This is a genomic window from Candidatus Alkanophaga liquidiphilum (genome assembly GCF_053996935.1).
Map to the genome: position 1 here is coordinate 23,348 of NZ_JBMXYC010000047.1, position 26,165 is coordinate 49,512.

Sequence of the window (26,165 nt, forward strand, 5' to 3'; positions counted from 1 at the left end):
TTTTATGGAGCGGCGAGCGGCGTGGAGCAGCAAGGCGACTTTGCTCAGCAGTGCGCCTCTTGCGGTCGTTGCTTTTTTGCTTTTGTCTTTCGTTACGTCGCCATTGGCTGCCGAGGTTTCCAAGTTTTGCGTCTCTCAAGTCTCGCCGAAGGGGCTATCTCCGGGGGAGCAGAGGGGGGTGGAGATCTCAATTCGCAACCTTGGCACCACTGAGGTCTACCACGTTGCGGTCGAGGTCGTAGCCGCCGTTGAGTCGCCGATAAAAATCGTGGGGGCAACCCGCAAAGAGATAGGCACCGTCGCCGGCGGCAAGGAAGCTTCTGTGACCTATGAAGTCTACGTGGACAAGGGGGCTGACGTTGGCGTTTATTACATCCCGCTGAAGGTTTTTTGGAACGACGAGTGGGGTGCAGAGGGCGAGCTGTATAGCGAAATCATTTATTTCTCGTTAAGAGTCACAGGCTCGCTTAAAAAGGCGGAGCTTGAGGTTTTGAGCGTGGAAACAGTTCCAGAGGTTGTAGAGCCCGGGGAGACTTTTTCCCTAAGGATACGGCTGAGGAACGTTGGAATTTCGGATGCAAGGAACTTGCGTGCGAATATTTCGGTAAAGGAGCCGTTTATGCCCGTTGGCGGCGACGTCGAGGAATACTTAGGCGTGCTCAAGAGCGGGGAGGAGGCGTTTGTGGAGTTCAACTTCAGCGTCGCTGCAGACGCAAAGACCTCGCAGCATGTCTTCGAGCTTACGCTCCGTTACGAGGACGAGACGAGCAGGAACAACGTAGAGAGAAAAAAGGTGGGCGTTCTTGTGCGTGGTGAGCCTTCGATCTATATCCAAGAAATAACGCTGGAGCCGAGCACCCTGCAGCAGGGGAGCGAGGGCATATTTTTACTAAAACTGACGAATGTAGGCTCTGAGGACGCTGAGGACGTGAGAGTCGAAGTTTCGAGCGTTGGACTTCTCTCGGAGTCTTATTACTTCATCGGCGAGATTCCGCCTGACGCCTCAGAAACGGCGGCATTCGGCATTTACGTCGCCGACGATGCGAGGGTCGGTCGGTATGCCCTTAAGATAAATGTTTATTACAGCGACCGGTTCGGCAAGGAATATAACTACACGAGGATTTATGAGGTGAGCGTTCTGGAAAAAGCTTCGCCCATCCCACTCAGTTACGTGGTTGCATTTTTGATAATTACGATTATATTGCTCGTTGGAATTTATTTCGTGCAGAGGAGGGGAGAATGAGAGCGAGAGCAATGCTGCTGGTACTGTTAGTCGCATACGTTGCGTTGCTACTGCCTTACGCCGTTCATGAGGGACTTGGGGATGCGGGCGTCGTAGTAGCCGTTAAGAAGCTCTCTCCGCACGAAATTTCTGAGATACTGCCAACTGACGGTGGGAACGACTACTTCCTTTTACTGCTTGAAGATAGCGTTTCTGGAGAGAGAACGCTCGTCGTTGTGAGAGGTGACAGCGGCGTTTCCGAAGGTGACGTTCTGCTCGTTAAGGACAAGATTGCGGAGTGGTATGTGGACTGGCATGATTATGATTATTTTGACGGCATGTCTTTCGAGACATTGGTCGTAGCTGGTTACATTGAGCACATTTCCGCCGTGGAAAGTTGCATCGAGAAGTCTTTGGCTTCAGGCATCGGCAGCATCCTTTTCGGGCTTTCGCTGCTGGATTTTTACGTTATGCCGCTATTAATATTTGCTGTTTGCGTTTATGCAGAGCGGAAGCTCTCCCTCTGGCATGTTCTCACGACAGTATGCATCTTCTCGCTCGGCATTCTTTTTTGTAACAGCTTTGCAATTCTGCACAACGTGGAAATAAGCGGGTTGAGGAAAATCTTCGGCGCCGCATTTTTCGTGTTCCTAATTGCGGCGCTCTGGCTACGGAAATACGAACTGGACGAGGAAAAACGGGAGAAAATCTGGCGCCCCCTGAGGGCGGCGTGGCGGCGTGTCGTCGAACTGCTGAGTAAAGTGTGACTTGTCAGTTGCGGGCTGTGAGGCGGATAAAAACCTCTTGAAGGCGAAGAGGGGAGCGAGTTTTCCAAGAGGCGGAGAGGGAGCCAGGGGAAGAACACGAGAAGATACGCTAAGAGTTATTGCTGGCGTGAAGATTCCCGAACCGTCATTGTGGCGATTGTGAGAGTCAAGATTCCTTGTGACTAAGGACGAGATATGAATTCTGCGGCTACGAGTGGCATCCACGAGTGAAAAAAGATTCCTTGTGACTAAGGACGAGATATGAAAACAGAGCCAGGTTATACATTTTGAGCCGAAAAACTCAAAATGCTTCGTGCGATGTCATCTTTCGTCCATCGCACCGGGTGCAACCCACACCCTCTATCCCGTCCGCAAACGCTTCCGGGATTGCTTGCGATGCCGACTGCGTGCTTCGGCTCAGCGCCGGCTTGTCGGTAATCGCAGCAACTTTATGATTTGAGCATATATAAAATTATCGGTCGAAATCAGGCATCATACATTGCTGACGCCTGAAAAAGTGTGTAAAGCTCGAACCAGCCATTAAGCTGCGTTGCGGCGCTCCGCTCCTCGCAGCACGCAAGCCTTATATCAAGGGCAATGCTAATTTGAGCAGAGAGCTTGCCGGTGGTATTATGGCAGCATTTAAGAGCAAGAAGCAAGTGAGGGCGGAGGTGTGGGGGAGAATGCTCGAGTTGGACGTCGCCCGCCCTTTTAACAAAATTCCCCCGTTCCCCGGGCAGGAAGCCGCTGCCTCCCTCTTGCGGACACTTGACGTTTATAAAGACGCTGCGAGGATATTCGTGCCTCCGGACGCCGCTCAATACCATGTTAGACTTAACGCTCTGAAAGACGGAAAGGTGGTCATAATGGCAACGCCTGCGCTTGCCGAAGGCTTTTACGAGCTCGATCCCACCGCCGTCGACGAAAAGGTGTGGCGCTTAGCTGTCCGCAGCAAGGAGGTCTTTAAATACGGTAGGCGGCTGAAAACTTCGCTTGAGGATATCGGAAAGGTTGATTTGATGGTCACTGGCGCCGTTGCCGTGAGCCGGGGTGATGGGTGCCGCATCGGCAAGGGCACCGGCTTCTTCGACCTCGAATACGCAATCCTTAAGGAAATAGGAAGTGTCGGCGAGACCACGCCCATCATTGCCGTCGTCCACGACTCACAAGTCTTTGACGAACTGCCTCATGACAAAAACGACGTTGCCGTGAACTTCATTGTCACGCCTTCCCAAATGATCAAGATAGAAAAGCCGAGGAAAAGACCGGTGGGTATAGATTGGAAACGCATTGACAACAGTAGAATTTTAAAAATAAGACCACTTATGGAGCTTGAGACCAAAATAAAGATAAGCAAGGCGATAAGTTATATCCTAAGGCACAAGCCGTCGCCGAAAATGCGGAAAGACGGCTTCATGAGCTTAAAAGCGCTTTTAAAAGATTTGCGCAAGAGGGTCCCTTATGCGAATGAAGAGCTTATAGTTGAGGTCGTGGAAAACGACCCCAAAGGGCGTTACGAGCTTAGGGATGGGATGATACGGGCGAGATATGGACACTCGATAGACGTTCAAATAAAGCTCCCAGCGGCGGACGTCGCCACACTCTACCACGGCACGACCGAAGATGCTGCCGCTGAGATTCTGCGAGAGGGATTGAAGCCCGTGGGCCGGCGTAAAGTGCACCTGTCGGCGAGCGTCGAGGACGCCATCGAAGTCGGAAAGAGAAGGACGGACAGACCTGTCGTTTTGAGAATAGATGCGAAGGCAGCGCTGGCGGAGGGCGTTCGGATAGAAAAGGCGACCGACCGTGTTTACGTCGCGGACTTCATCCCGCCAGAATTTATAAGTCTGCTGGATGGGGACCGTTAGGCGGTATGTTGTTCGGTGAAGGGGAGGGGGCTTCTTGCCATTAAGTTCCAATATAAAGAAAATCAATTAGTTCAGGGGTGGTAAAAGATGGAAGAGCGTGCTGGGAGGAATGAGCGTGCGGAGGCGCAAGAGGCGCAGGCGTTAATGATGCGGCTTCGACAATACCAGACGCAAGCGGACGCCCTGACGCAGGAGCTCGTCCTTGTTCAGCAATCGGTAGCCGAGTATGAGAGGGCTATGGAGACCATAAAATACCTGAAGAAATTGAAGGCGGGCGATGAGCTGCTTGTGTCCGTCGGCGCTGGCGCTTCGGTGTATGCGACGCTGAGCACTCCTGAAAAGGTAATAATAAATTTGGGGGCGGGTGTGAGCGCCGAAAAGGACCCCGACAGCGCCATTGAGAGCTTGAAGGAGCGAAGGGACGAGTTGGATAAGCGGCGGGCTGAAATAACAGAACTGCTACAGAGGTTGGAGCAGGAGGCGCAAAAGGTGCAGGCACGGCTCCAAGAAATACTCGCAAGGCAGGAGCAGGCGAGACAAGGATAACAATACGCACGGCGACGTGGTTCAGATGTTCGAGCGGCTGAGGCAGAAGTTCAAGGCGTTTACGAAGAGCGTTGGGGAGAAGGTGCAGGAGGTCAAAACAGTCATCACTGAAGGCGAAGTAATCCTCGACAGTAAAGACTTAGAAGAGCCGCTGGAGGAGTTGGAGCTCGCACTGCTCGAGAGCGACGTGGCGTTGCCCGTGGCTGAGAGCATCATTGAGGCTGTAAAAAACGAGCTTGTGGGGCGGCGGAAGAAGTTGCTACGGCGCACTGAAGATGTCGTCATGGAGGCTTTGCGGGAGGCGTTGCTGCGCTCGCTCTTTCCGTGTGAGTTCGACTTCGACGAGTTCGTCAAGCATTGCGAGAAGCCCGTTCGCATAGTCTTTGTCGGCGTGAACGGTACAGGTAAAACTACCACGATCGCAAAACTCGCAAAACGCCTCCTTGACAATGGATATTCTGTCGTGCTCGCCTGTGCCGATACTTTTAGAGCGGGCGCTGCCGAGCAGCTCGAAACGCACGCAAGGAACCTCGGCGTGAAACTCATAAAACACCAATACGGCGCAGATCCCGCCGCCGTCGTTTACGACGCCGTCGAATATGCAAGGGCGCACCGCCGCGATGTTGTTCTTGCGGACACTGCCGGCAGGATGCACACGAACATTAACCTGATGGAGCAGCTCCGCAAAATCTGCCGAGTGAACTCACCACACCTAAAAATCTTCGTTGACGAAGCTGTCGCGGGCAATGACGCCGTCGAGCGGGCGACTCGCTTCAACGACGCCGTCGGGATTGACGCTTCCATATTAACAAAGCTCGATGCCGACCCTAAGGGGGGTGCCGCCATCTCAATAGCCCATGTTACTGGCAAACCAATAATCTTCGTCGGCACTGGACAAGGCTACGACGACCTCCAGAAGTTTGATGCCACTTGGCTTGTGGAGAGGCTCGTTGGTCCTTAACTTGAAAATGAGTGAGTTGCGTGTCCTCAAAATCGGCGGCAGCGTCATTACCAATAAAAGCAAAGAGGAGACTCCCAAACCCGACCAGATGCGGCGGATTTCTGAAGAGGTAAAAAGAAGTGGCGTTTCAAAACTGGTCTTAATACACGGCGCCGGTTCCTTCGGACACCCACAGGCAAAGAAGTATTTCGAGAGCAAGGACGTTCGTGACGCTTTAAAAACGCATGCCGCCGTCAAAAGGCTGAACGGCATGTTCCTCGAAGCTTTAAGCGATGTCGGTCTTGAAGTCGTGCCTGTGCACCCGATGAGCTGTGCAGTGATGCGTGGCGGCGTTCTGAGGACGATGAGCCTTGAGCCCGTCCGTCTTGCTTTGACGAAGCGTGTGATCCCGGTGCTGCACGGCGACATCTGCTTAGACGAGCTTCGCGGCTTCTCCATACTCTCTGGCGACGAAATTCTCGTGCACGTCTCCGCCGCTTTCAAAGCATCAAAAGCGGGGGCAGGCGTGCGAGAAGACGGCGTCTTCGCAAAGCAAGATTCCAAAATTTATATGCTCCGTGAAATAACGCCCTCAAATTTTGAGGCATTACGCCCCGAAATTGAGGAGTTCGAGCGTTTTCTGTTGTCGGAGTCGGTGGCGACGGCGGCGGCGGAAGAGCACGACGTCACGGGACGCATGCTGTCGAAGGTCGAGAGGCTCTTGGGGCTGGCGACGGCGCACAGCGTGCCCTCTCTTATTTTTAATGCTGAAAAGGAGGGTAACGTTTTGAAATTCTTACGCGGCGAGAAAGTTCTTGGAACAGTAGTGAGCCCTTAGTCGAGGCGTGCGGTTAAGGATAGCCGCCGCTCGCAACGTCAATTACACCGTTTATGACGGCGTCGAACTTTATTTTTGAGAGCCAGTTCTGCCGTTCGAAGATGTTCATGAAGCAGAAGCCGATGACCCTCGCCGACGGCTTGCAGACCTCTTTTAGGAATTTAAGAACGTCGTCGGCGTCGCACGGATACTTCGGCATCGCCAGCCCGCCAAGCACGACGACTGCATCTGCATTCTTCGGGTCAGCAGGCTCGTCCATGACGCAATAGCCGACGTTCTCGACAAGCTTCATACTCCTTGCCTCGTTAACGTCAGCGTTCGGCACGTAAACCATCTTGAAATTTCTGTTGCGGACGGCGTATGCGAGAAGTTCGGCAAACGGCGTGCAGACGCCGACCGTGCCCGTAAAAACCACCTTTGCGTCTTCTTTTACATCCTTGAGACTCTCCCTAAACGCATCTAACAACCCGGTTATCCCGCGTTTCATAAGCTTCCTTTAGGCGCTGAGCATTTCAAGCTAACGCACAACGCCGTCTGGTGATGCTTAGGGAACTTTGCTGCAGCTCGTTACAGCTTACACTTCAGCTCCGAGGAGCGTTACGAGAATTGCCATCCGCACGGGGACGCCGTAGAACGCCTGCTCGAAGTATCTTGCGTATTTCGTCTTGTCGATTTCGGGGGCAATTTCATCCACTCTGGGCAGGGGGTGCATGACTATTAATCGTTCGTTCTCTTTCAGCATGTCGGGAATTATGCGGTAAGAGCCTGCGACCTTCATATACTCGGTGGGGTCTGGGAAGCGTTCACGCTGGATTCTCGTAACATACAAAACGTCGACATCGCTTATTACTTCCTTTATGTCTGAAGTCTCGTAAATTTCAGCGCCACGCAAGTCCTCCTTTATCTCCTGCGGCATTTTTAGCAACTCCGGCGACACGAGATAAATTTCGGCGCCGTAGAGCGAGAGCGCGTAAGCCAAGGAGTGCACGGTCCGCCCGTATTTGAGGTCGCCGACGAGTGCGACTTTAAGACCCTCAAGCCGCCCTAACTCTTTCTTCATCGTGTAAAGGTCGAGAAGCGTCTGTGTGGGGTGCTGCCCGGCGCCGTCTCCTGCATTCACCACCGGAACTTCCGAGAATTCAGCGGCAAGCCTCGAGGCGCCCTCCTTCGGGTGCCGCAGCACGATGACGTCGCAATATTTGCTGATGACACGAATGGTGTCGGCAAGGTTCTCGCCTTTCGCTATCGAGGAAGCTTCGACGCCGCTCATGTTCAGAACGTCGCCGCCGAGCCGCTTCATGGCGGTCTCGAACGACATGCGGGTTCGTGTTGACGGCTCGAAAAACAGGTTTGCGAGGAGCTTGCCGGCGAGAGCGTCGCTGCGGCGCTCCCCTCTTGCATAGTGTTCGAGACGTTCTGCAACCTCCAAAATGAAATCAATTTCCTCTCTAGTGAAATCCCGCATCGAAATTATGTGCCGCTTCTTAAAAGCGCTAACATCCTTGCTAACAAATCGCAACCCACTACCAGTCATCACAAATAGTGCATAATGCTAACAGATAAAATTACAGCCCTGAAAATCAAAAAAGGGAATAAAATAAAAAACTATTTCTTTATGCCCAGCACGATTTCTATCGAGGAGACGTTCGCTTTTTGTCCTCCTTCTCCTTCGATTTCTTCGGTGCTTATTTTTATGTCTCTTACCTCAGCGTTCGGCATAAACTTGTTGCGCACGACCTCTGCGGTATCCACAGCCCTCGAAATAGAACGTCCTCGGGCTTTTATCACCACTTCCTCGCTGCCGTTGTTGAACTGCGTCACGACCGCCAACACGTAGCTCATCACAGGTTTGTTACCTACGTATATCACGTTGTCCTCCGGCATGTTCCCACCCGCTTTCTGTTATCGTCTCACCGCCGACCGGCGGCTCCAGCTCCTCAGCGGCTTCGACGTCGTGGGCAGGTTACGCTCATCATGCTCAGCCTGCCCACCGCCAAGGTAGCTTGCTGGAGCATGCGTCCCAGCCTACTGGAAGTAGCTTTGAACTTATATTTAAACTTTTCCTCCCCCTCTGCCTCATACTAAGAGATGCCTGCTGGGAAGGCACGTAAGCGTCTTCCCAGTTATCCCTGCCGCTTTGCAAAACATGCGCAGAATGAGCGTGTAATAACAGAAAGATAAATAGAAGGGAGATTGAAACAACATCGAGGGTTGGTTGAGATGGAAGAGCTAAAGGCCCTATTGACGAGGTTATCGGACGCCCATGGCATTGCGGGCTATGAAGACGAGGTTCGACAGATCGTGGCTGAGGAGCTTGAAGATTACGTTGACGAGATAAAAGTGGACAAACTTGGAAATCTCGTGGCGACGAAGCACGGCAGCCCGCCATCCGTGATGCTTGCAGCGCATATGGACGAAATTGGACTGATGGTCAAGTATATCGAGGACGACGGCTTCATCAGGTTCACAAAAATTGGCGGCTGGTTCGACCAGACTCTCCTGAGCCAGCGGGTCGTCCTCCACGGACGCAAAGGCAAAATCGTCGGCGTCGTCGGCTCGAAGCCCCCGCACCTCATGAAAGAGGAGGAGCGAAAGAAGGCTGTGGAGGCTAAGGATATGTTTATCGACGTCGGCGCAAGCAGCCGCAAAGAAGTCGAGGACATGGGAATCATGTCCGGCACGCCTGTGACGCTTGACAGGGAGCTGACAACGCTCGTGAACGGGAGGGTGACTGGAAAGGCGCTTGACAACAGAGCGGGCGTTACGATGATGATTGAAGCATTAAGGCGAACGGATGCGAAGTGCACGATTCACGCAGTTGCGACTGTTCAGGAGGAAGTCGGACTGAAGGGCGCCCGGACGTCAGCGTTCGAGCTGAATCCTGACGTCGCCGTCGCCACCGAAATTGCGGTTGCGAGACAGCTCGGCGTCGAGAAGAAAGACGCTGCTATAGAGCTCGACAAAGGTCCTGTAATCACAGTCTCGGACGCCGCCGGTCGCGGCATAATAACGCCACCGCTCGTGCTCCGCTGGCTCACCGAAACGGCAGAAAAACACAAAATTGAGTACCAACTGAGCGTCTCTGAGGGCGGCACGACCGACGCCACCGCAATTTTCCTGACGCGGAGCGGCGTGCCTGCGGGCGTCGTGAGCGTGCCCGCTCGTTACATCCACTCCCCTGTCGAAGTTTTGAGCCTAAAAGACCTCGATAGGTGTGCGGAGCTGCTAGCTAAAGCCCTCGAAAACGCCGCTGATTACTTCTAACAAATTTTTTAAATGGCAACGTAATTAGTAATAAAGCCGCTGTAGCTTAGCCCGGAAGAGCGGCTGACTCGTAATCAGCAGGTCGGGGGTTCAAATCCCCCCAGCGGCTCTTTAAGACCAGGATATTTAATTAGTGAGAGTTGAGAAGCCGGTTACGTTGTGCGAATTCCTCCAGTCTAAGCGCTCGTGAGAAAACAACAGGGTTCTCGTGCTGAGAGCAGAGCTACTGTAGACCACCCCGTCCAAAGGACTTGAGTCTGGGACCCAAATGCCGTGAGCGTAAATTGCTGCTAATCCGCACTTCTTCACGCTCACCCTTTCCTTTCTTGTCCGCTCGACTTCCAAATCCCTAAGTCCGAGCGCTACAACAGTGTCATCCTTCCCACATCTCGGGCAACTCATTCCTACCCCCTCACTTCAGCCGTTTAGTAAACACAGTCCTCGTCCTCAGGACGCCATCCATCTTCCGCACTTTATTCATCACAAAATCTAAAGCGTCATCCACACGCTCGACTTCGATTTTTACGAGGATATCGAAGTCACCAGTTACGAGATAAACCTCAGATGCCTCCTTCGCTCTCACAAGCTCCTCTGCAACCTCCATCTCCCTGCCCACAAAGGTCTCAACAGCGAGCAGTATGATGGCATCATGCGCCATTCCCACCACCAAGCAGTATTTAATCTTTAATTATTTAAAACCTCTAATGATGAGAAAAGGCATCCCTTGTAGGCAACATTCTCCGCCACTTAGCCCCTTAGCGGTTTCGGGCTCGCTCGAGATGGTCAAGAGTTACCTGGCGCCCTTTGCTATTCGTTCTTTCTCTTCCTTCTGACTTATGGAGAAGCACTTTCTGTTTTTCGCTGCCGAAATTATTTCTTCTGCGAGGCACTCCTCTATGCTGCGCCCACTCTTGAATGCTGCTCTCTGCGCGCCTTTGGCTATGAACATCAGAGCTTGGTCGACTCGACGCTGCGTTGACGTGTCAACCGCTTTCGGGACTGCAATGCCGCCATATTTGAGGCGGACGGTCTCTTCCCTTGGTCCTGCGTTCATGATGGCATCCACAAGCAATTGTAGGGGGTTTTCTTTTGTCCGCTCGTAGATGATGTCGAAGGCGTCTTTGACGATGTTGTAAGCTTTGAGCTTCTTGCCCGTGTTCTTCCCAGAGCGCATCATCTTGTTTATCAGCCGCTCGACGATGCAGACCTCCGCCTTCGCAAACGGCTTCTTTGCGTGACGTCCGCCGGTATGGAGTGCGGACTTCGGCTCCAGAGCGATGTAGCGGTGCAGCGCTATGTCCTTAATATCAACCTCTGTGGGGTCCCACTTCCTAAATATCAAATTCTGCGGCATTGCGGCTCCCCAGTTCAAATTTCAGCCCAGTCCAGTTCGCCTCTCTCCTCAGTCTCACCTTATCGGTTTCTCCTTCTTACCCTTGACCAATTCTTTCAGCGAAACGTCGTTCACCGCAATTACTCGGTAGCGGACGCCGGGGATGTCTCCCATCGAACGTCCTTTACGTCCGCCGATGCCCTCCACGAGAACCTCGTCGTGCTCGTCGATGAACTTGATGGCGCCGTCGCCGGGGGCGAAGGCTGTAATCTGCTTGCCGTTCTTGATGAGCTGGACGCGGACGCATTTCCGTATGCCGGAGCATGGCTGTTTTGCCTCAATACCCACTTTTTCAAGGACGATACCCCTCGCCATGTGCGAGCCTTCGAGGGGGTCGTGCTTCTGCTTCAGGCGGAACAGGCGCCGCACGTAGTCCTTGTCCTTCTTCTTCCACCTCCTCCGGTCCTTTTTCAGCTTCCTTACCGCATATAGCCCGTAGCTCATTCCCCTCACTTTATTATCACGTTATCAATTCCTAAGTTCCGCTGCATTAAAAGCTTTATCTTCCGGATATTTCGCCCGTTCTTCCCGATGGCGATGGCTTTGTCCCTCGCCAGCACCTCGACGTAAGCCCATTTCTTGTTGTTCCTGTCGAAAATCTGCACGTTCTTCACACAAATCGGACGAAGGAGATTTTCGAGAAACTCACGAACGTCAGGAGAATGCTCGACGACCTCTATCTCTTTGCCTAAGAGGCGTCTCACCTTGTTGATATTGCACCCCCGCCGCCCGATGGCGAGTCCCATGTGCCCTTGCTTGACCACCATTATCAGCTTGTTGCCATCCTCGTCGATGACACAGTCTTTAACGGTAGCACCAGTCAGGCTCTCAAATAGGCTTATATATCTTATTTTGTCAGTATCAAGCCTTAAATTCATGCATACGCACCTTCCCTGCCCCCACTCACCGTCCTCTGCCTCCTTCTCCTCATTTATTATTTATAAAGCTTTTGCAGCCATGGAATCGCAGGAGCGGGACTTACTCGCTTTCACGTTTCAAATGTAGGATTTCAGACTCCCCGCTATCGATGACACAGAGTGCCGCTACTGAGAAAGGCTTGCCGCACGCCCGTCCGAGCTCCATGTTCGTCCCGGGATATTCATAAGCGATTTCTTGAAAAGCTTTCATTTTCTCTTTTACTTCTACGGGGCAGTTCGCCGCATATATCACGAGCTTCCCTTTCCCGCTTTCCAGCGCCTTCAGCGTCTGTTTCGTCCCCATGAGCACGGTCCCCGTCCGTATTGCAATCTGCAACTCCCTGTTCACATCAAGCATGCTCTCTCCCCTTACGCCTTAGCTTTTTTCAGCTCCTTCATCAATTGGTCAAACCTTTTCGCAACAAGCTCCACATCGCCGGTCCCAAGCCTTATCGGCTGCCCGACGATTACGTTTTCGGTGACGCCACGGAGCTCATCAACATACCCATACATCGCAGCGTCGAGCAGATGGTTTACCGTGACCTCGAACGCTGCCCTTGAGAGCACGGATGCCTTCTCGCCAGCGACGCCGTGCCGTCCTATCTGCTTGATCTCGCCGTCCACGGTCATCATGTCCGCAACGAGCATGATGTGCCGCACGTCCACGTTCAACCCTTGTTCCTCAAGCGTGTTTATCATCTCTTCGATTATTGCGTTGCGTGCAGCCTCTATGCCGAGGACTTCAGCTATTTCATGGACGTTGTTCGTCGTCGTCCTCCGGTAGTCGATACCTTCAATCTGCATGACCTTCTTCAGGGCGGACCCCTCGGTATAAAGCACGTATTCCCGACTCTTTTCATCCATCCGTATGATGACCCTTTTTATGCCCTCTATACCTTTGACGAGGATGTTTGCTATTTCTTCTTCGAGCCGCAGGAGCTTGCGATACGATTTCTCACCCAAATGCACCAATATGCACTTCTCTTCCTCAATAAATTCTAATCCAAACCCCTTCTTTGAAAGTCCTTCCTCAATCTTTGCAATCGCATCTTCCACGGTTATCCGCTTCTTTTCAAGCATCTCTTCCTTCAGCCGCACAACGACGAGCATCCTGTCCACGTCAGCCCTAACCTCTGCTATGTGCGAGACTCTCGTCTCCTCAATCTCCATGGCGAGCCCCTCCGCCTTATTCTTGTCGTGCGCGTATTTGTCCTCAAGATAGACCGTCATCACCGGCGTTGAGGGGTTTTTCCTCGCATCCACGATTTCTATAATGCGCGGCAAGCCCAGCGTCACATATATCGCTCCGACCCCCGCATAGTGGAACGTCCGCATCGTGTTGTGCGTGATTATGCCCTCAAACGTCATGAACGTCTCGAAACCCTCGACTGAGACATCGTAAACGTGCTCGTCGCCACACTTAACCTCGCAAAGCTCCACTATTTCATCCCAGACAACGTCCTCTGCGTCCCCGTCGTCGTTGTTGCCGCCGTCTGCCGCTTCTGGAATCCTCAATACATACTGACTACCCTCACGCCTCTTCGTGGAGAAAATCCCAAACCTCGTGAGGAGTAGTGCAAATCCGTCCGCCAGCTCCTTTGAGCGCAAACGCAGCTCAACCTCGCCGCTCACATCAAAATACTCATGCAACAAGCCTCTTACAAATTCTTCATTTGCGTTATACACAAAATTTGGCAATCTGTTCCTGCCTGTAAGTCTTTGCAGCATCTTAGACTCCCAATCAAGCTTGGGCGCTGCTGCCGTTGCATTGCCGCTGCTGAAGTATGCTCCTAAGGCGCGCCCCAAATCGTAGTCAAGCTTAACCTTGCGACCCTCAAAATTCAAGGTCTCAATACTGCTCACGGGCAAGAATTTCACTACGGGAATCCTGTCCCCGAGTCTGAGCTCGCTTCCCCTTACTGGGACAATTTTGTTTTCTTCTTTGATTACGAAGGAGTGGTAATCAGTGGCGATTATCTCCCTGCCGGACGCCGTTCTCACCTTTAACAGCCGTTGGGGGGCTTTGTGCCTTATGCATGCCAGAACTCTCTTCCAGCGGATTTTCCCGTTGGCGTCTAAGCTCGGAACGAGGATGTTCACGTCGAGAGGCAGCTCACAAACCTCGGCATCACTGCCACCAAACTTTAAACAGCCGTATTTTGAAATGCAGCGATCTACAAGCGCTCCTATCTCTACGGGTTTTATTTCCTCACCCTCCTTTACTATAATCCGCTCGCCGTAGGGCAGGGACATTTGCGTGCCGGGCTCACCTATGGACTGCGCGGCGACTATGCCCACGGCTTCGCATGGTTCTACTTTTGCCGTCTCGTATTTTTCCACAACGGTATTCAAAATCTTAGCAAAGAGCTGCCTATCCAGCTTTATGCCCCGTAATCTTCTCAGAAGCTCCTCTTTGATGCTCTCAGGCACTGGAAGCGCACTGATTTCCCACTCCTTTTCTTCCTCAGTGAGCTCACCCTCCTTAGCCTTCAGCGTCATCAGAATCTTTTTAAGTTCCTTCTCGTCCAGAGTTTCGACACCAAACTCCTCGCTCAAGCTTTTAAACAAGTTTCCGAAAGCCTCAACGTCGAACTCCTTGATCTCAAACTTCTCTGAAAGCTCCTTTATTATGTTCTTTTCGAGCTCCGTTAAGTTCGCTACGCTCATAATCTCACCCCTCCCTCGCCTGTCGCCTCTTTTACCTTTGCGCTCTCGCCCAGCGCCTCCTTCAAAGCATCTTGCACAAGCTCCTCAACATCCACAACCCTGCCGAACTCACTCTTCGAGGGGTCAACGCCATCTTCGCCGTATAAGAATTGCACGACAACGTCCCTCGTGTCCCGAACGGTCCCGTCGTAACGGACTTCGAGGTCTTGCAGCGCATTTATGAGGCGTCTCTGGAAATATCCACTTTGCGACGTTCTGACAGCCGTGTCCACGAGCCCCTCACGCCCGCCGACGGCGTGGAAGAAGAACTCCACAGGCGAAAGTCCCTTCTTGAACGAAGAGCGGACGAAGCCGTGCGCCTCGGCACTGAGGTCGCCACGTTTGAAGTGTGGGAGCGTCCTGCCAAGATAACCACGGTTTATGCGCTCGCCACGGACGGACTGCTGCCCGACGCAGGCTGCCATTTGCGTGAGGTTCAGCATCGAACCCCGAGCGCCAGACCTCGCCATCACGACGCCCGGGTTCTCCAAGCCGAGATATTCGCCTGCAATCTCACCGGCGGAATCTCTCGCACGAGCAAGCTCTTGCATTATCATTAATTCGAGCGTCTCCTCAAGCGTGCGCCCCGGCAACGCCACGAGTTCCCCATCGAGGTATGCCCGTATCAGCTCGTTGACCCTTCTTTCTGCCTGCGTCAGTATCTCCCCCATTATCTGGTCTTCAGCTTCCTTCGGAATGTCTTCATCGCTTATTCCGAAGCTAAAGCCGGTCTTTGTTATGTATTGGATTGCAAGGCGTGTCGCCTCATCTATGAACCTGCGAGCCTCCTCCGCCCCATATTTCCTGAAGATCTTGTCTATGATTTTGCCTTTAAATGCGCCGACCGCAGCTTCGTCTATGGTGCCGCATACCAGCTCCCCCTCCCTTATCACCACGTAAGCATCTCTTGGACACTTCTCTTTTAAGCATGGCTCTCCTCTCTTGTAGCATTTCTCGCATATCTCTGCGTGGAACTCCATATTCAAATCTCTCGGCAGTATGAGGCTGAAGAGCTGTTTTCCGGTCCAATACGGCATTTTGTCATCACTTTCGAAAAAGCCTGCAGGCTCGGGCAACGCACGCACATCGGTCTTTCTCAGAATCTCTACCGCCTGCTCCTTTGTGAATAGCTTCTCACCGTTCGTGAGGAGGAACAAGCCTGAGACGTGCTCATGGATGCCGCCGATTATCGGACCGCCGAAACGCACTGAGATTATCTGGTTCGGCACTTCCATCAGAATCTTTGCCTCCGCTCTCGCCTCTTCTGTCTGCAGGACGTGTAAATTCATTTCGTCGCCATCATAGTCCGCGTTATAGGGCGGACAGACCGCCGGGTTGAGCCTAAAGGTCTTACCGGGCATGACTTTAACCCGGTGTGCCATGATGCTCATTCGATGCAGGGAGGGTTGGCGGTTGAAGAGGACGATGTCGCCGTCTCGCAGGTGGCGGTCGACCTTCCAGCCGAGCTCGAGCTGATTTGCGAGCTCCTCGCAGTTGCGCTCTGTGATTTTGACACGCCGCCCGTCGAGTCTGCGCACGTAATTGGCGCCGGGGTGCCTCGGTCCACGGCGCACGATTTCCCGCAGCTCCTCGATGTTGCGGGGCGTCGCCGTCACGGTAATCGTAAGCTCCTTAGCAATCGCCTCGGGAACACCGACTTCGGTGATGCTGATGTTAGGGTCTGGAGAGATGACAGTGCGAGCTGAGAAATTCACACGCTTTCCGGAGAGCGAGCCACGGAACCTACCTTCCTTGCCTTTCATCCTTTGAGCGAGGGTCTTCAGCGGGCGACCGCTGCGGTGTCTGGCGGCGGGCAGCCCCGAAACCTCGTTGTCGAAGTATGTGGCGACGTGATACTGAAGCAGCTCCCAAAGGTCTTCGATGATGAGCTGCGGCGCCCCAGCGTCCCTGTTCTCCATGAAGCGCTGGTTAATTCTGATGATGTCGACGAGTTTATGCGTGAGGTCGTCTTCGCTGCGCTGCCCGCTTTCGAGGGTGATTGAAGGGCGCACGGTAACAGGAGGCACTGGCAGCACGGTCAGGACCATCCATTCCGGTCTTGCGTTCTTAGGGTCCATTCCGAAAACACGAACGTCGTCGTCCGGGATTCTTTCAAGGCGTTCTCGAATGTTTGTCGGCATGAGTTTGTGTTCCTCGCCGCTTTCATCCTTCTCTAAGAATGTCAGAGGCTTTTCGAACTTTATATCCCGCTGCTTCTCGCCGCAATAAGGGCACTCCGACGCCTTCGAAGCCTCTTTGATGACCGCCTTGACCACTCTATCAACGTTGTCCTTGTTCTTCTCAAGTTCCTCTAAAAACTCCTTCTTCCTCGCCTCGGTAAGAAGAACACGCCCGCAACTCCGGCAGGTGGAGCGTAAGATTTTGGCGATTTGTTTCGCATAGCCGATGTGAATAACGGGAGCCGCAAGCTCAATATGCCCGAAATGCCCGGGGCACTCGCCCATCTTCCCGCCACACGTCTTGCATCTCAGCCCCGGGTCGATGACGCCAAGCCGCTGGTCCATTAACCCCATATCTATTGGGAAGCCGTCCTCGTCGTAGGTATCTGGCGTTATGATCTTCGTCACGCTCATCTTCCTTATTTCCTTCGGCGACAGCAACCCGAACTTTATCAGTTTTATCCTCTTCGGCGGCATCGTTTCACCTCGTTATATGGCGTCCTCCAGCCCAAGCCTTGGCGCTATGCACATCGCTTTCATCTCGTCGAGCAGGAGTTTGAAGGCGTAGCTCATCTCCACGGGGTAAATATCAGTATCGGAGCCGCAGCTTGGACAATAAACATCCCCCGTCTTGCTAAGCGATGCAATCATACCGCAGTTACCGCAGACGAGCTCTATTACCTTATCAGATTCGTCAAGAAGCCTATCTTTGAGCGCCATCGCCGCTCCATGCCCGATGAGGACGTCCCGCTCCATCTCGCCGAAACGCAGACCGCCCTCACGAGCTCGTCCTTCGGTGGGCTGCCTTGTAAGTATCTGGACAGGTCCTCTCGACCTCGCATGTATTTTCGAGGAAACCATGTGATACAGTTTTTGATAATAAACAATGCCGACGAAGATATCCGCCTCCAGTTTCTCGCCGGTGATGCCATCATACATGACTTCACGCCCGGTATGCGAGAAGCCTGCCTTTAGCAACGCTTTCCTAAGCTCGTCTTCAACCTCCCCTGAAAACACCGTCCCGTCTATCCTGCGCCCCTCCAAGGCGCCAACCTTCCCACCAATCATCTCAAGGATGTGCCCGACGGTCATTCTTGAGGGTATCGCGTGCGGGTTCAGAATCATGTCAGGGATGATGCCGTCTTCGGTGAACGGCAGGTCTTCAGGGTTCGCAATCAGCCCGACGACACCCTTCTGCCCGTGGCGAGATGCAAACTTGTCTCCGATTTCGGGAATTCTCTGGTCTCGCACCTTTATTTTTACGAGCTTGCGTCCGCCGCTCGACTCCATGAGCATCACCGAGTCCACGATGCCCTTCTCGTTAGACCTCGTGCAGATGGAAGTGTCCCGACGGCGTAGCGGGCTTATGAGCTCGGTGCTCTCCTCGAGGAATCTTGGAGGCGACGTCCTGCCGACTAAAACCTCGTTTGGTGCGACTTCCGTCTCGGGATTGATGATGCCGTGTTCGTCGAGCTGGACGTAGGCGTCCATACCACGAGCGCCCACGACTTCTGAGTCCGGTATTTCGAAGTGGTCTTCCTGCCCGCCAGGGTAGCGGCGCTCCTCGCACTCGTAGCTTCTAAAGAAGTGACTTCTTCCTAAGCCTCGGTCTATCGCCGCCCTGTTCAGTATCACAGCGTCTTCCATGTTGTAACCCTCGTAGCAGAGGATTGCGACGACAAAGTTTTGACCCGCAGGACGCTTGTCGTAGAGGATAGCATCGGCGGTTCTCGTTGTTACGAGAGGTTTCTGCGGGTAGTGTAGCAAGTGCCCACGGGTATCGGGGCGAATTCTGAAGTTTGCGGCGTTCAGTCCCAAAGATTGCTTGAGCATGGCGGCGCCCATCGTATTACGAGGCGAGGAATTGTATTCTGGATATGGGATCATACCGGCGCAGATGCCTACAATCAGCGACGGGTCTATTTCGAGGTGCGTGTGCTCCTTCGTCAGTTCATCCTCGCCCACCGCAATGTATGCGTTCTCCTCCTCCTCTGCATCCAAATACTCGATGACGCCTGCACGCACGAGGTCGTCGAAGGTGAGCTCGCCTCGCTTTAATTTTTCTATGTGCGTTTCGGTGACCAAGGGCTTGCCGTCCTCCACTATTATTAAGGGGCGTCGCACCCTGCCACGGTCGGTGTTGATTATAATCTCGCGTCGCCGCTCGTAGTAAGCAATATTCACTTGATGGGACAGCTCACCGCTTCTCCTTCGCCTTCTGACTTCAGAGACAACTTTCTCGGGGTCGGTGCAAATGCCCAGGAACTCGCCATTGATGAAAACTTTGACATTGAACATCGTGCTTACCTCGGCTGGGAGCGGCACGACGCCGATGTCGTATAAAAGCTTTTTGAGGTCGTCGTGCTCGATACCGGTCGAAATTTCGACGAGTTGCGAGAAATTCTTCACGAGTCCGCAGTTCGGACCTTCAGGCGTCTCGCACGGGCAGATGCGCCCCCACTGCGTCGGGTGTAAATCACGAGCTTCGAAGTGCGGCTGCGACCTCGATAGCGGCGAAATCACCCTGCGGAGGTGCGAGAGCGTGCTCATGAAGTTGTTCCTGTCGAGGAGTTGCGAGACGCCTGTGCGTCCGCCGACCCAGTTCCCGGTGGCGAGGGCGTGCATTATGCGTTCCGTCAGCACATCTGAGCGGACAGCAGTGGTTATATTAAGCTCCCTGCCCCGCATGTTCGCCCTTTCGAGTTGGTATCTGATGTCCCTGACGAGCTTTCCGAAAGAGACTCGGAATAAGTCTTCTAAGAGGTCGCCGGCAAGCTTAAGCCTTTTGTTTGCGTAATGGTCTTTGTCGTCCTCCTCACGTCGTCCGAGTGTGAGTTCGAGGCATGCCTCCGCCATTTTGCCGAGGAAGTGAGCCTTTGTGATGCGGTCTTCGAGGTGCGGCAGCAGGTATCGGTCGAGGATGTAATTGAGACGCCGCTCCTTGTATTCTTTGGGCTGTGCCGGCGCTACCCGTCGCTCAAGAGCGAGCGTTGCATCCTCTTTGGTCTTCGTGTCCGCCACTTCCAGGTTGTCCTTTATGAATTTTATTATCTCTTCGTCGTCAGAAACCGCCTTTATTATTTCTTCATCGCTTTCAAGTCCCAAAGCCCGCATCAAGGTTATGAAATTCACTTTCCCCGGTATGGACGGTAGCGAGACCTCCAGTATCGACTTCCTGCCACGTCCCACCGATACTGGCACTCTAAAGCCATGTTTTTGCGAGAACACCTTCGCCACTTCTATTTTCGTGTCGTAACTCTCCTCACGGCTCACGAGGATTTTATTCGGGGCGAGGTCTTCGAGCGTGATGATGACGCGCTCTGCGCCATTGATTACGAAATAGCCACCGGGGTCGAGCGGGTCTTCACCCACTTCTATGAGCTCCTCGTCGGAAAGCCCGTGGAGGTTGCAAATTTTGGACTTCAGCATCACAGGCAGCTCGCCAATCTCCACCTCCTTATCGTCGATTATTTCTTCGGTGCCGTCCTCGTATTCCTTGACAATACGCATTTTTAGGTAGATCGGGGCGGCATAAGTGAGGTTGCGGAGCCTCGCCTGCATTGGGAAGATCTCGTTGTAGGAGCCATCAGCCTCCTTGACACGAGGTTTCCCGACACGCACCCTGTCGAGACGCACATATATTTTGTAGAGACCTTTCTCGTCCTCGTCCTCAATACTCGTCTCGATGACACCCTGCTCGTCCACCACGCTTTGCAGCCCGTGCTCTATGAAATGGTTATATGAATCAAGCTGGTGCTGCACGATTTTCTCCTTCGTGAAATATGCATTAGAAAGGACTTTCCGATCAAGCATCCTCATTACCTCCTCCTACTTTACAACCAACCGGTATGCCAAAAACTTTCCTGCCGTCCTGCTCCTCCGTATTATCCTGACGACATCGCCGACTTTCGCTCCTATTTCCTTTATGACGGGGTCATTTGCCTTTATCTTCGGCAACTGCTCCTTCCTAATTTCGTATTTCCGGAGGAGCGCCTCCACTTCCTCCTCAGATAATATCTCGTGCTTCGGCACGAGCACGTGCTCCGTCACCACGATTCTCTCACGCCTCTTCATTACGGGCTCGGGGGGATTTGAACCCCCGACCAACAGGTTAAAAGCCTGCTGCTCTACCTGGCTGAGCTACGAGCCCAATTTACCTTTACCACTCTCATTAATAAATATACATCGCTGCATTTAACCCTATGCCGACCCGATGTGATGGAACGGCGGGGGATTTTAAACTCTAAGCCGCTTGGCATGGACGTAAGAAACAGGCTTGTCGTCGCACTTCATCGCAAACAAATGCACGTGGAAAGAATTTTGAAACGGAGGACGAGAAGAGCATGAGAGGTCGATGCTTTTAACGTTGGGCTTCATTGCTTTCTTAGCGCTTATGACGACTGCGAACCCGCCGTCATTTACGTGCCCACGCTCTTTAATTCAAGTGACGGTCACGCGCATCATCCACGCCGCTAACTCCGTCTATCACATTTTCAGCATCTCCGCCGACACGTGAACGTCTCTGACTCCCTCTCGAAGATACATTCTTTTAAGCCCGTCTCAACGCTGACCATTGTAAGCATGAATACCACATGCAACAACAATCATTACGGCGGCATCTGCCTCTGGGAATACCAGCAGCAACATTGCGATGACAAAAAACGTGCTACGAGAACTACTAGGCATCATCGGTGATTTTAACAACAACGAGGTGCCGAGCAACAGTGCAGGCAGGAACCCGACTGCGGTTCGGGCAGAAGCGTGAGCCCCGAACCCGATGGTCACAAATCGAGAAGGACGGCGTCAAAATGCTGGGGCGTGCATGTGCCTGTTTGAGATGCATAGGAGTTATTTTTTTGTGCTCACATGCGGACACTTAAAAGGGGAAGAAAATGGTGCGGACGCCATATGAACCGGTGCCTAATTTCCAATGCCCAAGATGCGGGAAGATGTCAGTGGTGCGGGGCAGGTTTAGAGCCGACGGCAGCATCGCCATCCTACTCGGCGAATACAAATACAAGTGCCTTGCGTGCGAGTTTCTGTTCGGTAGCGTCGGCTGAGTTGCTTTGTCCAGCTCAACGCCTCTGACATCCTCACCGCCCGGTTAATGACCCCCGCAGGGGAATCTTTCTCCCTGAGCGAGCCTTATATTTATACAACCTACTGCATCTCTATGGGCTTCCAGCCCGCATTTCATGCATTTAACAGTCTGCCGCTCTTTGTTACGTGTTTTGAGCCGCCGCAGCGTGGGCATTTGCTGCTTGTGCTGCCCCTTTCATCCGCCCTTCTCGTTCTTATTCCGTATTCTTCCGCCTTCTCGCTTATCCGCTTATATAGATAGCTGGAAGGCCAGAAATTATGAATCATGCATTTGCCTTCGGGTTGAACTTTGCATCATTTTTATTCCTCGCAGGTCGCCGCCGCATACCATCTCCGCCACTCCCAGCTCCCAGCATTTCCTGACGAAATCCGCCGCTATCTTGTTTATACTATCTCTAAACCGCCTCTTCCGCTTCCTGTGCAACTTCCTCAGTCTCTTGCTGCTCTTTTTCCCTATCTTCTCTAACTCTCCCTGCACCCTCGCTATCTCCTTCGTTAGATACCACCAGTCCGCAAGCATTGAATTCGCTCTGTAACCCCATGTTTCCCCTTCTATATTCACCACTATCGGGCATTTCACTCCCAGATCAACATATGCTATCTTATCACCTTTTGGCTGATGTAGAGGTTTCACCTCTACCGGCTGGTAGCATACCCATCTGTTCGAGAGCTCGTCATAAACTATTTCCAGTCTCCCCTGCTTACCCTCCCATCTGTTTTTCCCCTTCCCCCTCGCTTTTAGTTTGAACGGCAGCCTCAGATACTTATTATCGAGCTTATAAGCATCGTTCCTTACCAGTATCCTTAATATCCGCTTACCCGTGGCTCTGTCCTTCCAGTAGCCCGGCGGATGAGGTCTATCCTCGATCTTTCCCGCCTTGTAGGCTTTAAGCAGTGCAAAAAACGATTTCCAAGCTTCGTTGTTCTTAATTATTATCTGCTGTGCCGTCGCCGAACCTATAAGCTTCTTATATTTGTGATAGAATTCGTCAGTGTTCCAGTCGAATTCGCCGCTGAAGAATGATTGCCTACGCTTATAGTTTATCTCGTTGAACATTCGAGAGCAGTTGTCCGCCCACTTGCGCAGTATTGCTTCTTCTTCCTTCCCCGGATTTAGCTTAAAGATGTTTGTTCGCTTCATCTGCACCAACTCCATACCTATCCAATTCATCCCCGCCCGGCGAGGCTTTCTTGGTGGAAAAATGGTAACGCAAGTGGCATAAAAGACATATACGTGAAGCACAAAATAACAAAGATGAGCGCTCCGATGCTTGTGGCGATAAACACGACAAGGACGAGCAACGCTTTGATGAGGGCGGCGCAGCGGTTAAAAGTGTTGAAGGAGGCGGGGAGCTTCAAGAATTTCTTCTTGGATTTGCCAATGGGGCATGAGGAACTCGTTAATTGCATAGTAAGGAGCGTGCGGGACTACGAGCGTGTTTTGTCGGAGTTGGAGGCACGTGGCGTGGTGAAGCCTGAAGAAGCGCACACATATAAGACGAGCAAGCATCTTTTTGAGGGGTTGCGAGGTCTCGACTGCGAGGTTCGCTGCTACGTGCATCCACGACACCACGACTTTAAGCTCAGGCTCTTGGACGACATCCTGATGGAAACCTTCAGGGCGAAAGTGCGGGGCATAGACGTGGGGGAGTGGCGGCGGATTCTTGCTGACTATATCCTCCTTGAGGCTGAGTTTTCGAGGAAAGAAGGCAAGTATATTGCGAGAGCGGCGGAGGACGGCGACGTTTGCTTGAACCTATCTGATGACATCATCGAACACCTCAAGAGCGAGGGGTTTGAGGTCAGCGTAATAAGCATCGAACGCTCACGTAAGCCGCTGGACGTCTTGGCGGCGAGACTGCGGCGTGAGATTCTGTTCGGGGAGCGGGTGTCTGATGACGTCGTGCGGCGGCTCATCGGCGAACACATAAGATTTATTGACTTTGTGCTGAAGGAAAATGGTTTTGAGAGTGCTTACGAAAAGTGGAAAGACGAGGTTGAGTTGTGAGGTGTGTGAGATGAAGGGCGTGAGGCTAAGCGAATTGATGTCGATAGACGAGATGAAGGGCGGCTGGTATATGACCGAGGAGCTAAAACGCATGATGGTAGGGGGCGCCGAGATTCTCTGGAACGTGAGAAGGGATAAGGCTGAGGAGCTGGCGGAGCTTGCGGGCGGCGAGCTTGTGGACGCTGCCCTCGACGACGCTACGGAGTGGTGCATCATGTTCCGCCCACTGTCCTACCTCCGTATTTTCTTCTTCCTACAGCTTTACGAGCCGGAGTTCGAGAACGAGCTTCGTGTGCTCTATGGGCGGGAGATGAGCGATGAGGATATCCCGGTAGAAGACGTTTTCGACTTTACAAGATTCATGCGACACGCACTCGTGCGAGCTGCAAGGAAGCTACTCGGCGTTGCGGAAAGCACTGAGGCAGAAAAGAAGCCAAAGAAGAAAATCACACTGAAATTGAAAGGTAAGGGACAGAGTAAACAGGAATATAATAAGGCGTGAGAAACATACTGTCCTTCTTAAGCGGGAAAGAAGCCTTACATAAAGACTTCTGGTATATTTCCATTTTACTATACATCTCCAATTGTTGAGCGGAGTTCAGAATTTCGAACAACGTTCCGAGCGTATCTGAAGTCCAGCCGTAAGGCTGGACTTGGACGGAGTGCCAAAGGCACGAAGCCAGATACGCTCTGTTATATGAAGTGGCGGTTTCATCTTATCGTGGACGCCTTCATTTCCTTTTTGATCTCGCCAGCACCCCTCTTTATATCCTCTACAATCTCGGAGGGCGTCATCGTTTGCCATTTTATCTCTTTCACATAGCGATAGTAGTGAATGTCCTGTAAGGCCTTGCATCCCGGGAATTCCCGTTTTACTTTCTTTCGTATTTCTTCTTTTTGCTTCTCAGTAACTTCTCTTCTTGTCATTTTACTCCTCCCCAAAGAAATCTTCGGGTGTTACAATTGTGGGGACGGGAATCCTTAACCTTGTATTCACCTCACGTATCATTTCTTGTGTTCCACGCTTATAAATATGTCGGAGATTCCATGTGACTAAGAAATTCATCTCTCCAATACTTGCCGAAGCAAGATGAAGAGCATCACCACGAGGCAAGCGTCTGTAAGATAAATATATATCTGCCAATTCAATAACTTCTTCCGTCATTTCCAGAACCTCAAAGTCATTTATCAGGTTCTCCAATGCTTTTCGTAGATTCGCTTCCGCTGTTGCTCTGATTTCATCAAGAACCACTTCTGAGACGTAAACATCAAAATGGGGTAAAACGTCCCTCCAAAATGCCGAGTCAAATCCGAAGGATTGCAAGAATCCCGAACCCCGCTCATTTCTCTCCCTCAATTTAGAACCACTCTGTAATCTTTTTTACTTTTTTATGAAAGAGAACTTTTCCAAGTTCTCCTCTTTTATATTCTTTTATCATCTGTTTTTTGGTTATATATTCTTCAAGTTCCCCTGTCTCTAAAAGATGCTCTGTTTGAGTTCTAAATTCAGTATCAAGAAGTTGTGAATTAAATAAGATATTGTATGACTGTCTCATTAACAAATCATAAGCATGGGAATTATATTTTGCAACCTTAGTATAGTAATATGTAGAAGGATCAAACACTCTGGCTTTATGTTTTCTTAATTCTTTACGTTCCTCATTGCTCAAAGTTATGCCTATTGGTCTTGGTGGCTCTCTATTAACCCCAACCAAATTGGATCCCGTCAGAGATATTAGCACATCAGATGCGGGAGTTTTTTCACTTTTCAAGTTTGAGATAATCTCTCTTTTAATATTTGTAGAATATATTACAAGGTTGTCTAATCTTTCGATTCGTTCATATTCTCTAACAAAGGCTCTTATTCTCGAGATTTTTGGTTTAGTAATTGCAGAACCCTCAAAATCGAACCATACGCATAAGAAATCATTTTTTATATAGTACTTTGCTAATTTTTTAATATCGTTCATTCCAAATCTAAGAGACACTGGTACAAAAATAGGTTTTTTATTTTTGTAATCCAGTAAACGATATACATCATTAACGAATTTTATGTAGTCATCTATGCTTATTATGGGTATTTTCTTTTTCGTGACCATGTCGTATCTTTCGATTTTTATGTTTGGGATAAGTAGTATAGGGTCTGAAAAGTCATAATAATAGTAGAAATACCCAGAAATATCATCCACATTTTCGAATTCAACATATGGGTTAAATGTAAATGTGTGCGTAAAGATGTAAGGATATTTCACCATCCATGTTTTGAATCCAAAGAATTTTTTAATTTTAATGTCATTAGTTTCACGAAGTATATTATTAATGGCTTTTAAATTGACAACTTTGGAATATTCAAAGATTGGAGTTGAGAAATTTTTAATGATTCTCTCAATATCGTCCTTTTTCACTACTTTTGCAT

General features: G+C 51.6%; 29 protein-coding genes and 2 tRNA genes. 12 read left to right on the plus strand and 19 right to left on the minus strand.

Annotation, left to right across the window (positions count from 1 at the left end; translation table 11 throughout):
• Positions 1-4 precede the first annotated feature (4 nt).
• The 6 genes from ACXJJA_RS06170 to ACXJJA_RS06195 all read left to right on the plus strand — a co-directional run bounded on the left by ACXJJA_RS06170 (position 5) and on the right by ACXJJA_RS06195 (position 6,181).
• Positions 5-1,243 carry a COG1361 S-layer family protein gene (locus ACXJJA_RS06170; protein ID WP_456487345.1) on the plus strand — a complete coding sequence of 413 codons (1,239 nt, stop codon included), beginning with the start codon at positions 5-7 and terminating at the stop codon, positions 1,241-1,243.
• Positions 1,240-1,989: a hypothetical protein gene (locus tag ACXJJA_RS06175; protein ID WP_456487346.1), complete on the plus strand. Its 750-nt coding sequence runs from the start codon at positions 1,240-1,242 to the stop codon at positions 1,987-1,989. The genes ACXJJA_RS06170 and ACXJJA_RS06175 overlap by 4 nt, the downstream gene beginning before the upstream one ends.
• Before the next feature lie 632 nt (positions 1,990-2,621).
• A complete protein-coding gene (locus ACXJJA_RS06180) occupies positions 2,622-3,857 on the plus strand; it encodes a 5-formyltetrahydrofolate cyclo-ligase (protein ID WP_456487347.1) in 1,236 nt (411 codons plus the stop codon).
• Positions 3,858-3,944: 87 nt separating this feature from the next.
• Positions 3,945-4,403 (plus strand): prefoldin subunit alpha, encoded by a 459-nt coding sequence (gene pfdA, locus ACXJJA_RS06185; RefSeq protein WP_456487348.1) that lies wholly within the window; start codon positions 3,945-3,947, stop codon positions 4,401-4,403.
• A gap of 25 nt (positions 4,404-4,428) precedes the next feature.
• Positions 4,429-5,364, plus strand: coding sequence for a signal recognition particle-docking protein FtsY (gene ftsY / locus ACXJJA_RS06190; protein ID WP_456487349.1), 936 nt, complete (start codon positions 4,429-4,431; stop codon positions 5,362-5,364).
• Positions 5,365-5,371: 7 nt separating this feature from the next.
• Positions 5,372-6,181, plus strand: a complete 810-nt coding sequence (locus ACXJJA_RS06195; protein WP_456487350.1) for an isopentenyl phosphate kinase — start codon at positions 5,372-5,374, stop codon at positions 6,179-6,181.
• A 13-nt stretch (positions 6,182-6,194) separates the two neighbouring features.
• Here ACXJJA_RS06195 and ACXJJA_RS06200 read toward each other — a convergent pair whose 3' ends face one another.
• From ACXJJA_RS06200 to albA, 3 genes are all read right to left on the minus strand, one after another.
• Positions 6,195-6,668, minus strand: a complete 474-nt coding sequence (locus ACXJJA_RS06200; protein ID WP_456487351.1) for a DUF2124 family protein — start codon at positions 6,666-6,668, stop codon at positions 6,195-6,197.
• Between the two features lie 87 nt (positions 6,669-6,755).
• Positions 6,756-7,715: an aspartate carbamoyltransferase gene (gene pyrB / locus ACXJJA_RS06205; RefSeq protein WP_456487352.1), complete on the minus strand. Its 960-nt coding sequence runs from the start codon at positions 7,713-7,715 to the stop codon at positions 6,756-6,758.
• A 71-nt stretch (positions 7,716-7,786) separates the two neighbouring features.
• Positions 7,787-8,065, minus strand: a complete 279-nt coding sequence (gene albA, locus ACXJJA_RS06210) for a DNA-binding protein Alba (RefSeq protein WP_456487353.1) — start codon at positions 8,063-8,065, stop codon at positions 7,787-7,789.
• A 336-nt stretch (positions 8,066-8,401) separates the two neighbouring features.
• On the opposite strand from albA, the gene ACXJJA_RS06215 reads away from it, so the two are divergent.
• Both ACXJJA_RS06215 and ACXJJA_RS06220 read left to right on the plus strand, forming a co-directional pair.
• Entirely contained in the window at positions 8,402-9,445 is a 1,044-nt protein-coding gene (locus ACXJJA_RS06215; RefSeq protein ID WP_456487354.1) for a M42 family metallopeptidase, read from the plus strand.
• 35 nt (positions 9,446-9,480) lie between these two features.
• Positions 9,481-9,554: transfer RNA gene (locus tag ACXJJA_RS06220), tRNA-Thr, on the plus strand.
• A 17-nt stretch (positions 9,555-9,571) separates the two neighbouring features.
• Here the strand turns inward: ACXJJA_RS06220 and ACXJJA_RS06225 are convergent.
• The 11 genes from ACXJJA_RS06225 to ACXJJA_RS06275 all read right to left on the minus strand — a co-directional run bounded on the left by ACXJJA_RS06225 (position 9,572) and on the right by ACXJJA_RS06275 (position 20,791).
• Positions 9,572-9,847, minus strand: coding sequence for a hypothetical protein (locus tag ACXJJA_RS06225; RefSeq protein WP_456487355.1), 276 nt, complete (start codon positions 9,845-9,847; stop codon positions 9,572-9,574).
• A 10-nt stretch (positions 9,848-9,857) separates the two neighbouring features.
• Positions 9,858-10,103 carry an Lrp/AsnC ligand binding domain-containing protein gene (locus ACXJJA_RS06230; protein ID WP_456487373.1) on the minus strand — a complete coding sequence of 82 codons (246 nt, stop codon included), beginning with the start codon at positions 10,101-10,103 and terminating at the stop codon, positions 9,858-9,860.
• 132 nt (positions 10,104-10,235) lie between these two features.
• Positions 10,236-10,799, minus strand: a complete 564-nt coding sequence (locus ACXJJA_RS06235; RefSeq protein ID WP_456487356.1) for a 30S ribosomal protein S7 — start codon at positions 10,797-10,799, stop codon at positions 10,236-10,238.
• A 54-nt stretch (positions 10,800-10,853) separates the two neighbouring features.
• A complete protein-coding gene (locus tag ACXJJA_RS06240) occupies positions 10,854-11,282 on the minus strand; it encodes a 30S ribosomal protein S12 (protein ID WP_456487357.1) in 429 nt (142 codons plus the stop codon).
• Positions 11,283-11,287: 5 nt separating this feature from the next.
• The gene (locus tag ACXJJA_RS06245; protein WP_456487358.1) at positions 11,288-11,716 is read right to left on the minus strand and encodes a NusA-like transcription termination signal-binding factor; all 429 of its coding nucleotides are present in this window, start codon (positions 11,714-11,716) and stop codon (positions 11,288-11,290) included.
• A gap of 100 nt (positions 11,717-11,816) precedes the next feature.
• Positions 11,817-12,113 (minus strand): 50S ribosomal protein L30e, encoded by a 297-nt coding sequence (locus ACXJJA_RS06250; protein ID WP_456487359.1) that lies wholly within the window; start codon positions 12,111-12,113, stop codon positions 11,817-11,819.
• An 11-nt stretch (positions 12,114-12,124) separates the two neighbouring features.
• A complete protein-coding gene (rpoA2, locus tag ACXJJA_RS06255) occupies positions 12,125-14,422 on the minus strand; it encodes a DNA-directed RNA polymerase subunit A'' (RefSeq protein ID WP_456487360.1) in 2,298 nt (765 codons plus the stop codon).
• A complete protein-coding gene (locus ACXJJA_RS06260) occupies positions 14,419-17,118 on the minus strand; it encodes a DNA-directed RNA polymerase subunit A' (protein ID WP_456487361.1) in 2,700 nt (899 codons plus the stop codon). Before ACXJJA_RS06260 ends, rpoA2 begins: the two co-directional genes overlap by 4 nt.
• Positions 17,119-17,130: 12 nt before the next feature.
• Entirely contained in the window at positions 17,131-20,460 is a 3,330-nt protein-coding gene (locus tag ACXJJA_RS06265) for a DNA-directed RNA polymerase subunit B (protein ID WP_456487362.1), read from the minus strand.
• Positions 20,461-20,469: 9 nt separating this feature from the next.
• Positions 20,470-20,715, minus strand: coding sequence for a DNA-directed RNA polymerase subunit H (locus tag ACXJJA_RS06270; protein ID WP_456487363.1), 246 nt, complete (start codon positions 20,713-20,715; stop codon positions 20,470-20,472).
• A 2-nt stretch (positions 20,716-20,717) separates the two neighbouring features.
• Positions 20,718-20,791, minus strand: a tRNA-Lys gene (locus ACXJJA_RS06275).
• 204 nt (positions 20,792-20,995) lie between these two features.
• On the opposite strand from ACXJJA_RS06275, the gene ACXJJA_RS06280 reads away from it, so the two are divergent.
• Complete coding sequence (locus tag ACXJJA_RS06280) at positions 20,996-21,157, plus strand: hypothetical protein (protein WP_456487364.1); 162 nt, start codon at positions 20,996-20,998, stop codon at positions 21,155-21,157.
• 376 nt (positions 21,158-21,533) lie between these two features.
• Positions 21,534-21,701 (plus strand): hypothetical protein, encoded by a 168-nt coding sequence (locus tag ACXJJA_RS06285; RefSeq protein ID WP_456487365.1) that lies wholly within the window; start codon positions 21,534-21,536, stop codon positions 21,699-21,701.
• 133 nt (positions 21,702-21,834) lie between these two features.
• Here the strand turns inward: ACXJJA_RS06285 and ACXJJA_RS06290 are convergent, their stop codons facing one another.
• Both ACXJJA_RS06290 and ACXJJA_RS06295 read right to left on the minus strand, forming a co-directional pair.
• The gene (locus tag ACXJJA_RS06290) at positions 21,835-22,008 is read right to left on the minus strand and encodes a zinc ribbon domain-containing protein (RefSeq protein WP_456487366.1); all 174 of its coding nucleotides are present in this window, start codon (positions 22,006-22,008) and stop codon (positions 21,835-21,837) included.
• Entirely contained in the window at positions 21,998-22,912 is a 915-nt protein-coding gene (locus tag ACXJJA_RS06295; RefSeq protein ID WP_456487367.1) for a transposase, read from the minus strand. Before ACXJJA_RS06295 ends, ACXJJA_RS06290 begins: the two co-directional genes overlap by 11 nt.
• Before the next feature lie 84 nt (positions 22,913-22,996).
• Between ACXJJA_RS06295 and ACXJJA_RS06300 the strand changes: the two genes are divergently transcribed.
• Positions 22,997-23,749, plus strand: coding sequence for a hypothetical protein (locus ACXJJA_RS06300; RefSeq protein WP_456487368.1), 753 nt, complete (start codon positions 22,997-22,999; stop codon positions 23,747-23,749).
• A 10-nt stretch (positions 23,750-23,759) separates the two neighbouring features.
• On the plus strand, positions 23,760-24,251 hold the full coding sequence (locus tag ACXJJA_RS06305; RefSeq protein WP_456487369.1) for a hypothetical protein: 492 nt from the start codon (positions 23,760-23,762) through the stop codon (positions 24,249-24,251).
• Between the two features lie 209 nt (positions 24,252-24,460).
• On the opposite strand, the gene ACXJJA_RS06310 is transcribed toward ACXJJA_RS06305, so the two are convergent.
• From ACXJJA_RS06310 to ACXJJA_RS06320, 3 genes are all read right to left on the minus strand, one after another.
• Positions 24,461-24,676, minus strand: coding sequence for a hypothetical protein (locus ACXJJA_RS06310; RefSeq protein ID WP_456487370.1), 216 nt, complete (start codon positions 24,674-24,676; stop codon positions 24,461-24,463).
• A gap of 1 nt (position 24,677) precedes the next feature.
• The gene (locus tag ACXJJA_RS06315) at positions 24,678-25,106 is read right to left on the minus strand and encodes a PIN domain-containing protein (RefSeq protein ID WP_456487371.1); all 429 of its coding nucleotides are present in this window, start codon (positions 25,104-25,106) and stop codon (positions 24,678-24,680) included.
• Position 25,107: 1 nt separating this feature from the next.
• Positions 25,108-26,165 (minus strand): hypothetical protein (locus tag ACXJJA_RS06320; RefSeq protein WP_456487372.1); only part of this gene is annotated, 1,058 nt, incomplete at its 5' end.